Source organism: Rhodococcus sp. Chr-9 (genome assembly GCF_000801125.1).
Taxonomy (GTDB): domain Bacteria; phylum Actinomycetota; class Actinomycetes; order Mycobacteriales; family Mycobacteriaceae; genus Rhodococcus; species Rhodococcus pyridinivorans.
On sequence record NZ_JTIZ01000073.1, the window covers coordinates 12,552 to 26,575 of the forward strand.

11 protein-coding genes and 1 pseudogene are annotated in these 14,024 nt (G+C 64.6%); 8 read left to right on the forward strand and 4 right to left on the reverse strand.

Features of this window, described 5'->3' with window-relative positions:
• Positions 1-251 precede the first annotated feature (251 nt).
• Positions 252-1,175 (forward strand): UTP--glucose-1-phosphate uridylyltransferase, encoded by a 924-nt coding sequence (locus QR64_RS09010; RefSeq protein WP_039584949.1) that lies wholly within the window; start codon positions 252-254, stop codon positions 1,173-1,175.
• 193 nt (positions 1,176-1,368) lie between these two features.
• On the opposite strand, the gene QR64_RS09015 is transcribed toward QR64_RS09010, so the two are convergent.
• Positions 1,369-1,782: a hypothetical protein gene (locus QR64_RS09015; RefSeq protein ID WP_039584951.1), complete on the reverse strand. Its 414-nt coding sequence runs from the start codon at positions 1,780-1,782 to the stop codon at positions 1,369-1,371.
• 230 nt (positions 1,783-2,012) lie between these two features.
• Between QR64_RS09015 and QR64_RS27315 the strand changes: the two genes are divergently transcribed.
• The 3 genes from QR64_RS27315 (at position 2,013) to QR64_RS09035 (ending at position 4,509) form a co-directional block, all read left to right on the forward strand.
• The gene (locus QR64_RS27315; RefSeq protein ID WP_174556310.1) at positions 2,013-2,882 is read left to right on the forward strand and encodes a helix-turn-helix domain-containing protein; all 870 of its coding nucleotides are present in this window, start codon (positions 2,013-2,015) and stop codon (positions 2,880-2,882) included.
• A gap of 181 nt (positions 2,883-3,063) precedes the next feature.
• Positions 3,064-3,870, forward strand: a complete 807-nt coding sequence (locus tag QR64_RS09025) for an aspartate dehydrogenase domain-containing protein (RefSeq protein ID WP_235367069.1) — start codon at positions 3,064-3,066, stop codon at positions 3,868-3,870.
• Between the two features lie 261 nt (positions 3,871-4,131).
• Positions 4,132-4,509, forward strand: coding sequence for a hypothetical protein (locus QR64_RS09035; RefSeq protein WP_235367070.1), 378 nt, complete (start codon positions 4,132-4,134; stop codon positions 4,507-4,509).
• A gap of 50 nt (positions 4,510-4,559) precedes the next feature.
• Here QR64_RS09035 and QR64_RS09040 read toward each other — a convergent pair.
• A pseudogene (locus QR64_RS09040) lies at positions 4,560-5,789 on the reverse strand (sugar transferase); the annotation flags it as partial.
• A 514-nt stretch (positions 5,790-6,303) separates the two neighbouring features.
• On the opposite strand from QR64_RS09040, the gene QR64_RS09045 reads away from it, so the two are divergent.
• The 3 genes from QR64_RS09045 to QR64_RS09055 all read left to right on the forward strand — a co-directional run bounded on the left by QR64_RS09045 (position 6,304) and on the right by QR64_RS09055 (position 10,920).
• On the forward strand, positions 6,304-6,984 hold the full coding sequence (locus tag QR64_RS09045) for an IclR family transcriptional regulator (protein ID WP_039584954.1): 681 nt from the start codon (positions 6,304-6,306) through the stop codon (positions 6,982-6,984).
• Positions 6,985-7,158: 174 nt separating this feature from the next.
• Positions 7,159-9,519: a cytochrome P450/oxidoreductase gene (locus QR64_RS09050; RefSeq protein ID WP_039585059.1), complete on the forward strand. Its 2,361-nt coding sequence runs from the start codon at positions 7,159-7,161 to the stop codon at positions 9,517-9,519.
• Between the two features lie 36 nt (positions 9,520-9,555).
• Positions 9,556-10,920 (forward strand): MFS transporter, encoded by a 1,365-nt coding sequence (locus tag QR64_RS09055; protein WP_039584955.1) that lies wholly within the window; start codon positions 9,556-9,558, stop codon positions 10,918-10,920.
• Here QR64_RS09055 and QR64_RS09060 read toward each other — a convergent pair.
• Together QR64_RS09060 and QR64_RS09065 are read right to left on the reverse strand one after the other, a co-directional pair.
• On the reverse strand, positions 10,914-12,344 hold the full coding sequence (locus tag QR64_RS09060) for a sensor histidine kinase (RefSeq protein WP_039584957.1): 1,431 nt from the start codon (positions 12,342-12,344) through the stop codon (positions 10,914-10,916). The genes QR64_RS09055 and QR64_RS09060 overlap by 7 nt on opposite strands.
• Positions 12,341-13,048 (reverse strand): response regulator transcription factor, encoded by a 708-nt coding sequence (locus QR64_RS09065; RefSeq protein WP_024101966.1) that lies wholly within the window; start codon positions 13,046-13,048, stop codon positions 12,341-12,343. The genes QR64_RS09060 and QR64_RS09065 overlap by 4 nt, the downstream gene beginning before the upstream one ends.
• Before the next feature lie 133 nt (positions 13,049-13,181).
• Between QR64_RS09065 and QR64_RS09070 the strand changes: the two genes are divergently transcribed.
• Positions 13,182-14,024 carry a polyphosphate polymerase domain-containing protein gene (locus QR64_RS09070; RefSeq protein WP_019290963.1) on the forward strand — a complete coding sequence of 281 codons (843 nt, stop codon included), beginning with the start codon at positions 13,182-13,184 and terminating at the stop codon, positions 14,022-14,024.

Consider the following 14,024-nt stretch of genomic DNA (forward strand, 5'->3'; position numbering starts at 1 on the left):
CGACGCGATCCGCGTTTACAGGTCCCGGCGAAGGCAATCCTCCCTGCTATCTTGCACTTTCGGCGCACTCACCGATTCGCGAACCCGCAGGGCGGCCCCTAGACTGCGCTTACCGACCCCCACGTGATGCGGGATTGACGGTCGGAATCTTGAAGGTGAGATGTATCTCACCATTGCTCAACGTTTTGACCGTGCATTCGCGGGTATTCCGGCGCGGTCATGCGCTCGACAGGGGAGGCGAGGGTAGAACCATGCAAGAAGTAGGAGTGCGCAAAGCTTTCCGCACAGCAGTGGTACCGGCGGCAGGAATGGGCACCAGATTCCTGCCGGCCACAAAGACTGTGCCGAAGGAGCTGTTGCCGGTGGTCGACACGCCGGGCATCGAACTCGTCGCGACGGAAGCTGCCCATTCGGGAGCTCAACGGCTTCTTATTGTGACAGCCCCCGGAAAGGACGGAGTCGTCGCGCATTTCGTCGATGACTTCGACCTCGAGGAGCACCTCGAAGCGAAGGGCAAGCTCAAGTTGCTCGAGAAGGTACGGCGCGCGCCCAACCTGCTCACGGTCGAATCGGTTGTCCAAGAGAAGCCACTCGGCCTGGGCCATGCTGTCGGTTGCGCAGAAGCCGCTCTGGAGCCGGACGAAGACGCGATCGCCGTTCTTCTCCCGGACGATCTCGTGCAACCGAGCGGCATCCTGGAAACGATGGCTCGCGTCCGCGCCAAGCGCGGAGGAAGCGTGCTGTGCGCCATCGACGTTCCGAAGAGCCAGGTGAGCTCATACGGCGTGTTCGAGGTCGAGGAAGTACCCAACGTCGCGAATCCGGATGTTCTGCGCGTTCGCGGCATGGTCGAGAAGCCGGCTCTGGCCGACGCTCCGTCCACACTTGCCGCCGCCGGCCGCTATCTGCTGGACCGCGAGATTTTTGATGCCCTACGTCGGATCGAGCCGGGCGCAGGGGGAGAACTCCAACTGACCGACGCGATTGCGCTGCTGATCGAAGAAGGTCACCCAGTCCACGTCGTCGTACATCGAGGCACCCGCCACGATCTAGGGAACCCGGGTGGTTACCTCCGCGCAGCCGTCGATGCAGCACTCGACAGCGAGGAGTACGGCGATGGACTCCGGAAGTGGCTTCAAGAGCGGCTGAATCTCGATACCTCCGGCGCCGACTGAACAAGGTGCAGTCCCATCGGTGGGGACTTAAGTCCCCACTTCGATGCGCCGCATGGCACCGATTCTGGTTAAACTCTCAAGTGTGTTGCCTCCCCGCAACACGCCGTTTCCCTCCCCGGGAATCGGCTGCACCTGAGGCCCGCTGGCTCCTCCCCTCTGCCAGCGGGTCTCACTGCGTTTCGCGTCGGTGCAGCTACTTCTGCGATCCGCCCAGTACGTTTTCCGGGACATAGACCGATTGATACGTCGGTGTCGAATCACGGGCTTGATTCACGGCCACGCCTGCGGCAAACAACGCAACTGCCGCCATCAACGCCACGATCGCGGTAATGAGCCACAAGTTTGGGCCATTCCTCTCCTTGAACACAACCCGCTTCGTAGTTGGGTGACCGGTCGACGATCGCAACCGGTCGTCACCGTCGACCCCGAGCCCGACAGACGCACGGGCCTGGCGACGTAACGTACGGTCATCGACGCGCTGGAACTGGATCGTGTCGGCCGTATGGTCGACTAATGGACGCTCACTCATGGAACCCCAATCGGAGATGCACTGACACTGCATCTTCGCGGCGTCCGACTCTTCCGTTACGTCACTTTCTTGAATCACTCATGTTTTTCATCCGAACGGGGGACAATGTGCGCCTTCCTGAGACGCGTCGTCCATAGCGGAGACCGTTGACGCCCGTTGGTCCCGATGCCAAGATGATCAACCACACCCGAACGTGCGTGCGAACAACTCAAAACAGATGGCCCGCCGCGACTGGCATCGCGACGGGCCGGATGTCCGACTGATAAGGAGTCGAACATGCGTCAGCATACCCACGGGCAGGTGACATCGTGAGCATCGAAGCGATCACCTGGGCGCTCGAACGCGCCGAAATTCCGTCCCCCACGCCACCCGGCATGCCCTCGGCACCAGCGCTGACAGTCGTGCTGCTCGGCCTGGCCAATCATGCGTCCCGACATGGCGCGGATGCGTATCCGTCCGTGCGAAAGCTCGCCGGGTACGCCCGCATCAGCGAACGCCAGGTGCAGCGTTGCCTGAAAGCGCTCGCCGCTCTCGGCCTCATTTCCAAAGGCGATCAAGAGCGGATTGCGGCGACAATTCCTCGCGAAGACCGCCGCCCCGTCCTGTACAACCTGTCGATGAAGCGGGGTGACACGTCGTCACCCCGCAGCTCTGAACGAGGTGACAAGACGGAGCGCCGCGGGGTGACAGGAACGACCGAGCGGGGTGACACCCCGGTCGCCCGAACCGTTCTTGAACCAAGAAATGAACCTGCTGCACTTCCCCACCCGACAAATCTCACCCGCGATGCAACTTGTGAGCAGCAGCCATTTCCCATCGACCGATTGGCCACGGCGTGCCGCCGGGCCGGCCTGTCTGCACGGTTCGACACCCTGACACCAGCGAAGCGCACCCTCGTCGAGCAATCGATCGACACTCACGGCGTGGATGCTCTCGTCCGCGCCGCGCTCGAACGTCATCGACCATGGGACCCGGCTCGCTCCGCAGCTGCATGGATTCCGCTCTGGCAGTCGCTGCAACCACCCCGCCCGAAACTCCCGCCACGATGCGGTCGGTGCGACGAGTACGGCTGGTTGCCCGACGACGAATTCGGACGTGCAGTGCGATGCCCATGCCGCCAAGTGACGTCGCACAGGATTGCCACTCCGCCCCGGGAGACGATGCTCTTGGCAGCATGAGCAGACTTGCCGCTGTCGGTAGTGCGCTGACGCCGTAGTTGCCCTCATAGCAACACATTCCGATCCGTGAAAGGGAATACGAGCGATACGACGACGTCGCGAATCAGACATCGCCGATTCCTTCTCTCGGTACCATGAGCCCGTATTTCGTGGAAACGAGCGGCGGCATGCCGCGGAGGACGTGAGGCAACTGGCACCCGAAGAAATCGAACATCGTCCGATAGCAGTGTGCGTTGTCGGGACCGGCGCGATCGGACAGACGGTGATCGACGCCCTGCGCGACGACGTGGTGCCGCATGTGAGCCTCGCGGCCATGTTGGACTCACGAAGCAGCCCTGAGGAGGCCTCCGCCGCATTCGACGTCGCCGACATCGTGGTGGAAGCTGCCACGGTCGACGCCGCTCGAGCCCTGATACCCGAGGTGGTGAAACGCGGTAAGGACATCATTGTCTGTTCGTGCGGCGTCTTCGCCGAGCGCGGCTTCGATGTGGAACCGTTCGGCTCCGGACCAGGACGTGTACTGCTCCCGACGGGCGCTATCGGCGGCTTCGATGTTCTGGCCGCAGCGACACGTGCAGGAAGCCGCGATGCACGCCTCACCCACACCACGATCAAACGACCGAGTGCGCTCGGCATCGAAGAACGTCCGGACGCAGAACGCACCGTTTTCCGAGGATCGGCGCGAGAAGCCGCCCTGGCCTTTCCGCGAACCTCGAACTCGTCGGTGGCTCTCGCCCTCGCGACGCTCGGGCTCGACCGGGTAGAGGTGGTGGTCGTTGCCGACCCCGCCGCTGCAAACACGCGCCACGTCGTCGAGTGGGAGTCGCCGCTCGGCCGGTACGAGCTGACGTTCGAGAACGCGATCGACTCGGCATCGAGCGGTCGCACGTCTGCGATCACGGCGTGGTCGGTGATCGAGGTTCTTGCTGCGTTACCGCTCGGGATCGGTCCCGGCGCGGTCGTGCTCGGGCCTCCCCATAGGTCGTAGCCGACTCCGGCCCCGGCGCTTCGGGAGGATTGGTCGCTTTCGCGTGGTTGGACCAGAATTTCGGGACGAAAGTCCCAAACACCTGGGCGGAATCGTAACCACTTCTGTCACATTCGTGTTTCCTGATAGTTGCCCGGGTAGCGGAGGGTGAACGAGTCCTGTACACAGTGTGAAACACCACATTTCGCAGGTGAAGGTGTAACTCCCCACCGGGAGTGGCAATTCGGTTTCACCTGACCTACTCGCACCCTGGAGCAGCCTGTGACGACATCATCACTTTCGGACCGACCGGCACGGGTACTTTTCCTCGGAACCCCCTCCAGCACCGTCGCACTCGACCGGTGGACAGAACTGCAGGCTCGCCTCGACCTCGCGGGGATCGAGACCACCACCGCTTTCGAAGGCGAGGTGGACTACGCGATCCTCACCGAGGACATCCTCGACGGCTACTGCACCGCCGCCGAAGCACTCACTCTTCAGAAGCTCCGCGCTCGAGGGATCACGTGCGCAAGCACATGCGCCGGCCCCGAGCAGATCCTTGCCGCGCTGGCGGAAACCTCGGCCGACGTTGCTTCTGTCGTGCCGATCTCGGCAGCCCGGGGAAGCACTTACCGGCACGCTGTATCCAGCGCAGTCTGAAACTCCAGAATGAGTCGTGCGCGCCAGTGGAGATTCACTGGCGCGCACGNCCGCATTACCTTGCCGATACGGGTGACCCGCGGGTCGTCCTTCATCTTGAACAGCGGGCCGGCGCCCTCGTTCTGCGCCAGCAAGGTGTCGACCATCGTGTCGGCATTGGTCACCATCGACCGGAACTTGATCATCCCGAACGGCTCACCGTCGAGACCGATCCGTTCGGCCTTGTAGAAGACCGGACCCCGGTCCTCGAGCTTGATCAGCAGCGCGATGACCGCGAACACCGGAGCCAACGCCACCAGTACCGCGCTCGCGAAGACGAGATCGAAGATCCGCTTCCCCGACCGCTTCGCCCCGTGATAACTGGGCTTCTCCACGTGGATCAGCGGCAGACCGGCCACCGGGCGCATCTCGATGCGCGGGCCGGCCACATCGACCACACCGGTGGCGACGACCAGGTCGGTGTCGAGCGGCTCGAGCTGCCAGACCAGATCGTGCAAACCGTCGCTGCCCAGGGTTTCGGTGGCGGTGACCACCACTGTGTCCGCCCCCGACAGCTCGAGCGCTTCGACGACGGAGTGTTCGTCGCCGTAGACGGTGATCTCCCGGCCGTCGACATCGATCACATCACCTGGCGCACCCGAATAACGCGGCACGCACACGCCGACGACGCAATAGCCTTCCCCGTCCTGACGGGCAAAGGTGCGAGCCATGTGCCGCACCGCCCGAGCACCACCGACCACCAGCACCGAGGTCTGGAACTCACCGCGAGCACGCTTGCGCGCGATGACCTTCCGCCACACCCACCGAGACAACAGCAAACCGGCAAGACCCACCGGCAGAGCGATAGCAAGGAAGCCACGCGCGATCTGCTGGTTGGTGATGAGCGCGATGATGGCGATGGTGCCGAACACGGCGAGCGTCGCCGAGATGACCCGCTGATACTCGTCGTAGCCGGCACCGATCACGCGACGCGACCGCGTACGGAAGACGCTCAGCGCGCCCAGCCAGGCCACGATGAGGCCGGCAGATACCACCGTGTAATCGAGCTGACCGCCACCTCCGGCGCGGAGTAGATCCTCGTAGCCGAAGCGGACGGTCTGCGCCAGGATCACGGAGAGGACCACGGTGATCGCGTCCGTGAGGCACAGCCTCTTCACGTACACGTTCTGCCACTTCCACCGGTTGACACCGGTGCCGGGCGACGCGTCCGCGGGCGCACGGTCAGGTGCGCGCCGCGGAGCGTCGGACGGGTCGAGCCCTCGATCATCGACCGTCGTCATCCCGCAGTCCTCCCCATGAATGTGCCTCCTCCCCGAGACAAAACTATTTCCCGACGAATCCGGCCCCGGCGCTGGAACCGGACTCGAGCGAGCGTTACCCGAACTATCCCTGAGAAATAACTGAGCGTTACGTGTGAATCGAAGTCTTGTCGCAGATCAGCCGGGAAATCCAGACCCTGTTCGGTAGCCGGTCATGGGATCGTGTCGTGTGTTCGGTTGAATCCCTTGGTCTTCGAGTGCATCTACCTGGTCGTAGTCCGAACGATGGGAATACGAGAAGTGATGATAATCACGTTTATGTGACGTTCTTTCCAACCCGGGACCCGATCGATTTCCCGAGATCGACGAGAGCCGGGCGCCGAATAGTGTTACTTCGAGTTTCCGAAACATCAAGCGCCCCCTGCCAGGTGGTGAGGACACCACGCGGCCCGCGCAACCCGACCGCCATGCCGATAGCCGGAGATGTGGTCGGGATAGGCTTCGGTATCGCTAGCGAGAGCCCCGAGGAGACCTGTTGAGCACCCTCCAGACCCTTGATCGCGGTCTACGCGCGCTGGACATCGTGTCGCAGCGACCAGGGGGAATCTCGATCGCGGAACTCTCGGCCGAACTGGAGGTCGCTCGGGCCATCGGCTATCGAATCGTCGCGACTCTCGAAGCACACTCGCTCGTAGCCCGAATGCATGACGGCCGGATCAGATTGGCAGTGGGAGCCGCACTACTCGGTTCGCGCTTCCGTCCCCGCTTGCGCGAGGTGACGCAACCGCTCCTGCGAGACCTGGCTCAGCAGACATCGGCCACTGCTTTCCTGTCGACCCTCGAGGGCGACGAGTGCGTAGTGATCGCGGTGGCCGAACCCGATTCGGGCATCCTCCGAGTGGGCTACCGAGTCGGCACCAGACATCCCGTGTCCAAGGGCGCGGCCGGTATCGCCATCCTTGCCGGTCGCCCCGCATCGGAGTCCGACACCGACGCGATCCGACGCGCACGCGAGGACGGCTTCAGCATCACCACCGGCGAACTCGAACACGGCGCTGTCGGCGTGGCAGCCGGCGTGCGCTCTCCCGTCGACCATGAGGGCATGGGATTCGAGGCGAGCGTCGGCGTCGTCGCGATCGAAGGTCTCGATACCGACATTGCGGCAACCGCCGTTGTGGCGACCGCCGCACGGATCAACAGCCTGCTCGATACCTGACCAGTACAGCCGCGCTCGAGGACGCCCGCTGAGGGCGTCCTTTTCTTGCCCTCAGCACAGAGATCCAACCCCGGCATTGACGCCGAGTGTGACCACCGTTACCGTCTGAATGTGCGTTCAACGAACACATATGTTCGATAAAAGTAAATTCGCAGTTCGCAGATGGAGAGCATCATGACGAGTCAGTCGATCGGCACCGTCCTCGACACCCCGCAACCCGCCGCGGAGAGCCGCTGCCCCATCGACCACACCGCCTTCACCTCCCCTACCGGCTGCCCCGTCTCCCCGCGCGCCGCATCGTTCGATCCCTTCACCGGGCCGTACCAGGTGGACCCCGCCGCATCTCTGCGTTGGTCGCGTGACGAAGAACCGGTCTTCTACAGTCCCGAACTCGGCTACTGGGTCGTCACTCGCTACGAAGACGTCAAAGCCGTTTTCCGCGACAACGAACTGTTCTCCCCCTCGATCGCCCTCGAGAAGATCACCCCGACCTCCGACGAAGCGAACGCTGTTCTGGCCCGATACGGCTATGCCATGAACCGCACCCTCGTCAACGAGGACGAACCGGCGCACATGCCGCGACGCCGCGCGCTGATGGAACCGTTCACTCCCGCCGCGCTCGCCCACCACGAGCCGATGGTGCGCCGACTGACCCGCGAATACGTCGATCGTTTCATCGATGCCGGGCACGTCGACCTCGTCGACGAGATGCTGTGGGAAGTCCCGCTCACCGTCGCCCTGCACTTCCTCGGCGTGCCCGAGGAGGACATGGACACCCTGCGCGAGTACTCGATCGCACACACCGTCAACACGTGGGGACGACCGGCTCCCGAGCAGCAGGTCGCCGTTGCCGATGCCGTCGGTAAGTTCTGGCAGTTCGCCGGCACCGTTCTCGACAAGATGCGCAAGGATCCCGACGGGCACGGCTGGATGCCTTTCGGAATCCGCGTTCAGCAGGAACAGCCGGACGTCGTCACCGACTCCTACCTGCACTCGATGATGATGGCCGGCATCGTCGCCGCGCACGAGACGACCGCCAACGCCTCTGCGAACGCCTTGCGGCTGTTGCTCGAACATCGCGACGTGTGGGAAGAGATCTGCGCCGATCCGAGCCTGATCCCCAACGCGGTCGAAGAATGCCTGCGTCATTCCGGATCGGTAGCGGCGTGGCGGCGTCTCGTCACCGCGGACACCACGATCAACGGTGTCGCCATTCCTGCCGGGGCGAAACTGCTGATCGTCAACTCGTCCGCGAACCACGACGAACGCCACTTCGACCAGGCCGACGACTTCGACATCCGGCGCGACAACGCCAGCGACCATCTCACCTTCGGGTACGGCAGCCACCAGTGCATGGGAAAGAATCTCGCGCGCATGGAGATCCAGATCTTTCTGGAAGAACTGACCCGTCGCCTGCCCCACATGGAACTGGTCCCGGATCAGGAATTCACCTACCTGCCCAACACCTCGTTCCGCGGACCCGATCACGTGTGGGTTCGCTGGGATCCGTCGCGTAACCCCGAGAGGACCGATCCGACGGTGCTGTCCCGTCAGCAGCCGGTCAAGATGGGCGAACCGTCGAAGAACACGATCGCTCGCACGATGGCCGTCTCCGGGCTCGAACGCGTCGCCGACGACATCCTCCTGATCACCCTGCGGGATACCTCCGGACGACCGCTTCCGAAATGGTCCGCCGGGTCGCACATCGACATCGACTGCGGCACCGTCTCCCGCCAGTACTCACTGTGCGGTGATCCTAACGACCGCAACACCTTTCAGGTGGCCGTCCTCCACGACACAGAGAGCCGGGGTGGATCCCGGTGGATCCACACCGAACTGTCCGTCGGCGACACGCTCCGGGTACGGGGTCCCCGCAACCACTTCAAGCTCGACCCCGACGCGAAACGGTATGTCTTCGTCGCCGGCGGCATCGGCATCACCCCGGTGATCGCGATGGCCGATCAGGTCAAGGCCGCCGGAGGCGACTACGAGATCCATTACGCCGGCCGCTCACGCACCTCCATGGCATTTCTCGACCGTCTCGCCCGCGACCACGGAGATCGGGTCCGGGTCTATCCCGGCGACGAAGGTACCCGCATGGACCTTCCCGCTCTCTTCGCCGACCCGGAAGAGGGCACGCAGGTGTACTCGTGCGGTCCCGAGCGTCTGCTCTCCGCACTCGGCGAGGCCACCGCACATTGGCCCGACGACACCCTGCACGTCGAACACTTCTCCTCCACGCTCGAAGAACTCGATCCCTCCAAGGAGCACGGCTTCGAGGTGGTGCTGAAGGATTCCGGCATCACCGTCCCGGTCGCTGCCGATCAGACAGTGCTCCAGGCACTTCGAGCCGCCAACATCGACGCGCAGAGCGATTGTGAGGAAGGCATCTGCGGCGCATGCGAGGTACCTGTCCTCGACGGCGAGGTCGACCACCGCGACCTGGTCCTCACCAAGGCCGAGCGCGCAGCCGGAAAAACCATGATGACCTGCTGCTCCCGCGCATGCGGCGACAAGCTGACCCTCCAGCTGTGACACAGCAACCCTCGAAACTGATCCGAAAGGCACGACATGACCACCATCGAGCAGTCGGGTACGCCGTCCGTCCCACCGGACTCCGGCACACCGACCACCAGAACGCCGTTCAAACGGGTTCTGGCCGGCAGCATGGCCGGCGCCGTCCTCGAGTGGTACGACTTCGCGATCTACGGCATCCTCGCCGCGACCGTCCTCGGCCCTCTGTTCTTCCCCAGCGGCAACCCGGTCGCCTCCTTGTTGATGGCCCTCGCGACACAGGGGCTCGGGTTCGTCGCCCGTCCTCTCGGCGGCATCGTCTTCGGTCATCTCGGTGACAAGTTCGGACGCAAACCCATTCTGGTTGCAACGTTCCTCATGCTGGGAGGCGCGACCGCCGCGATCGGACTGCTCCCCACCTACGGCCAGATCGGCATCTGGGCCACCGTCGCCCTGGTCGTCCTGCGCATGATCCAGGGCTTCGCCCTCGGTGGCGAGTTCGGCGCCGCAGTGATCCTGGTCAGCGAATACGGCGAACCCAAGCGCCGGGGATTCTGGGCGGCATGGCCGCAGTCCGGAGCTCCGGCCGGTACCGTCCTGGCCACCGTCACGGTCGGCATACTCGCGGTCGTCTTCCCCGGGGACGCATTCGACAACTGGGGCTGGCGCGTCGCCTTCCTCCTCGCCGTGCCGTTGCTCGTCATCGGCTTCCTGATCCGTCGGGGCGTCGAGGAATCGCCGGTCTACCGGGCCGCGCAGGAGAAGGCCGAGTCCGCCGAGAACAAGGCTGCCCGCAAGGAATCGTCCAGCATCATCGAGGCTCTGCGTAAGCCGCGCCCGCTGCTCCACGGCCTCGGCATGCGCCTGGGCGAGAACATCGCGTTCTACGTCTACACGATCTTCGTCATCGCGTACGCCACGACCTATTTCGACTACACCCGCGGCGCGATCGTCACCACCGTCGCCTTCGCATCGGTCTGCCAGTTCCTCGGAATGATCGGCGGCGGATGGTGGTCCGACCGGGTGGGACGCAAGATCGCCATGCTCGTCCCGGCCGTCTCGCTCGTCATCTGGGCGCCGATCTTCTTCTCCCTGGTGCACACCGAGAACATGACCGCGCTCGGTGTGGGTGTGTGCGTCGGCGCGCTGCTGCACGGCATGCTCGCCGGCCCGGAAGCCGCATGGATCACGGAACTCTTCCCCACCAGGTACCGCTTCGCCGGTTCGTCGCTGGTGTTCCAGGGCTCGTCGATCATCGCCGGGGCTCCTGCCCCGTTCATCGCGGTGTGGCTGGTCGACCGCTTCAGTGCCACCGCAGTCATCGTCTATCTGGTGATCACCATGTCGATCACCGTGATCGCCGTGGCCACCAGTCGCGAGACGAAGGGCGTCGATCTCGACAAGCTCGACGATCTCTACTGAGCACGCCTCATCGAGAAGTGGCGTGGAAGTAGGCGGGGGATGCGTACACGGAAGGTAGAGCCGACACCTTTCTCGGACTCCACCTCCACCTTCCCGCCGTGCGCCGCGACCAGCGCGGCGACGATGGACAGACCCAGACCGCTCCCACCCGACGCGCGGGTGCGGGAGGCGTCGGCGCGGTAGAAGCGTTCGAAGACGCGCTCGCGGTCGTCGGGATCGAGACCGGGGCCGGTGTCGGCGACTTCCAAGATCGCATCGGAGTCCGAGGTACCCACCCGCACTGTGACATCGGCGTCTGGTGGGGTGTGGGTCAGGGCGTTTGTGACGAGATTGCTCAACACCTGACGCAGACGGGCGTCGTCGCCGAGAACCTCGGGAGTGCCTGGGCCGTCGATGATGTCGAGGGTAATGGTCCGTTCGGGTGCGACGGCGCGCGCGTTGTGCACCGCGTCGGCGGCGACCGCGAGCAGATCCACCGGGGAACGGTCGAGCGGACGTTGTTCGTCGAGTCGCGCAAGCATCAGCAGGTCTTCGACGAGCAGACCCATACGGCGGGCCTCGCGTTCGATGCGGTCCATGAGCATGACGGTGTCGGCACTCGCGCCCTGCCGGTACAACTCGGCGAAACCGCGGATGGTGGTGAGCGGGGTGCGGAGTTCGTGGCTGGCATCGGCGACGAAGCGACGCATCTTCTCCTCCGAGCGTCGCGCCGACTCCTCGGATGCTGCGGTTGCTGCGAAGGCTGATTCGATCCTGCCGAGCATGGCGTTGAAGGTCACCGACAACCGCCCGATCTCGGTTCGGGGATCGCCCTCGGGCACCCGCTCGCTGAGGTCGCCTTCAGCGATCGCGGCGGCGGTGCGCTCGACCTCGTCGAGGGGACGCAGGCTCATCCGCACGACGACACCGCCGCCCACCGCCAGTGCGACCAGCACGACCGCACCGATCACCGTCTGCAGCAGGACGAGGCTGTCCACCGTCTCGTCGGCCTCGGCCAGGCTCATCCCGACGGTGGTCACGACACCCGACGTGTTCTCGGTGCTCATCACCCGCCAGTGCGGACCGTCGTCGCCCACGGATCCGACGGTGACGGGCCTACCGGTCGGATCCTCAGGCACATCCGGTGCGGTCGACTCGTCGTTGACGACGAACAGCACTTGTCCGTCGGCGTCGACGACCTGCACGTAGAAGGGGCTCGGTGGTCGCCGGGAGGTGGGGGCGTCCAGCGGTGGCGTCGGTGGCGGCTTGTCGGGTCGCGCCCAGGTCCGTGCGGCCTCCTCGAGGTCCCGGTCGACGCGCGACAGCAGAGAGTTCTGCAGAGCCGAGGTGACGGCAACACCCGACGCGAGCAGACCGATGCCGGCCAGGAGCACCAGGGCGGCCACCAGCGTCCAACGGAGTGGCAGCGCCCGCAGCCGGTTCATGTGCGGGGTTCCCGCATCACGTAGCCCACCCCGCGAACGGTGTGGATGAGGGGGACGTCGCCGATGTCCACCTTGCGTCGCAGATACGACACGTACGACTCGACAACCCCGACCTCACCGCCGAAGTCGTAGTTCCACACGTGCTCGAGGATGCGGGGTTTGCTCAGCACCGTCCCGGCGTTGAGCATGAAGTACCGCAGCAGCGTGAACTCGGTCGGCGACAGCGACACGGGCTTGCCGGCCTTGAACACCTCGTGGGTGTCTTCGTCGAGTTCGAGGTCGGCGAAGGTGATGCGGGAGCTGCGTTCGGTCTCGGACACCTTGCCGGCGCGGCGCAGGATCGTGCGCAGCCGGGCGATGACCTCTTCGAGGCTGAACGGTTTGGTGACGTAGTCGTCGGCGCCGAGCGTCAGGCCCGCGACCTTGTCCTCCACCGCGTCTTTCGCGGTCAGGAACAGCACGGGCGCGTCGATGCCGTCGGCGCGCAGGCGGCGCAGCAGGCCCATGCCGTCCATCCCGGGCATCATCACGTCGAGGATCACTGCGTCGGGCCGGAAGCGTCGCGCCTTGTCCAGTCCTTCGGCGCCGTTGCTCGCGGTCTCCACCTCGAAGCCCTGGAACTTCAGGCTCACGGACAGCAGTTCGACGATGCTCGGCTCGTCGTCGACGACGAGCACGCGCGCTTCGGGAATCCGGTCGGTCACGACTTCGATTGTCGCGGGTAGGGCTGGCACCGCGCTCGAGATTTCCTGGCAGGTTCCTGTGAGCTTTCCGATTGTCAGGAAGTTGCCAGGAGAACTCCACGGAACCTCGAGATCACGAGTGTGTGATGTGGGGGTGAACAACGGCTATCAGCAGACCGCGAGCAGACTGCACGCGTTCAACCGGTACGAGATCAAGTATTTCGTCGACGAGATGAAGGTGCCCGAACTACGGCGCGAGCTCGCCGCCCGGATGGACACCGATCCGTACTCCCCACACGGGGGCTATCCGGTGACGTCGCTGTACTACGACACCCCGGATCTGCGGTTCTACTGGGAGAAGATCGAAGGCTTGAAGTTCCGCCGCAAGGTACGCATGCGGCTGTACGGCGACCCGGCCGCATGCACCGACGACTCTCCCGTGCAGGTCGAGATCAAGCAGCGCGTCAACCGGGTGACCCAGAAGCGTCGCACTGCCCTCCCGTACGGCGTCGCCCTGCGATGGCTGAACGGACGCGAGGACATCGAGTGCGACGACTCGCAGCGGCCGTTCGTCGACGAGGTCTCCGGTCTCGTGGGGAATCTGGATCTGCGACCGATCGTGACCACCGGCTATCTGCGCGAGGCGTTCGTCGGACGCGACGCCGACCTCGGCCTGCGCGTGACGATCGACCACAAGGTGCACGGCCGCGACCGCGACTTCCACTTCGCGTCCGGCGCAGAGAACCGCTTCATCATCCCGCCGAAGCTGGCCGTCGTAGAGCTCAAGGCCAACGAGCGGGTGCCCTACTGGGCGACCGATTTGACGGCCCGGCTGGACATGTCGGTGATCCGGGTGTCGAAGTACTGCCAGTCGGTCGAGGCGTTCGGGCTCGCACCCCGGTCCCGTTTCGGTGCACCGGAACTGGTGTCGCCGGACGGCTCCGACGCGCGGGTACCCACCGATCTTCTGTCCACCGAACCGATTCCGGCTCGCTGA

Bases quoted from the DNA above. Each gene is read 5' to 3' on its own strand.
- QR64_RS09055 (WP_039584955.1), top strand. From the start codon at position 9,556: ATGACCACCATCGAGCAGTCGGGTACGCCGTCCGTCCCACCGGACTCC.
- QR64_RS09010 (WP_039584949.1), top strand. From the start codon at position 252: ATGCAAGAAGTAGGAGTGCGCAAAGCTTTCCGCACAGCAGTGGTACCG.
- QR64_RS09050 (WP_039585059.1), top strand. From the start codon at position 7,159: ATGACGAGTCAGTCGATCGGCACCGTCCTCGACACCCCGCAACCCGCC.
- QR64_RS09060 (WP_039584957.1), bottom strand. From the start codon at position 12,344: ATGAACCGGCTGCGGGCGCTGCCACTCCGTTGGACGCTGGTGGCCGCC.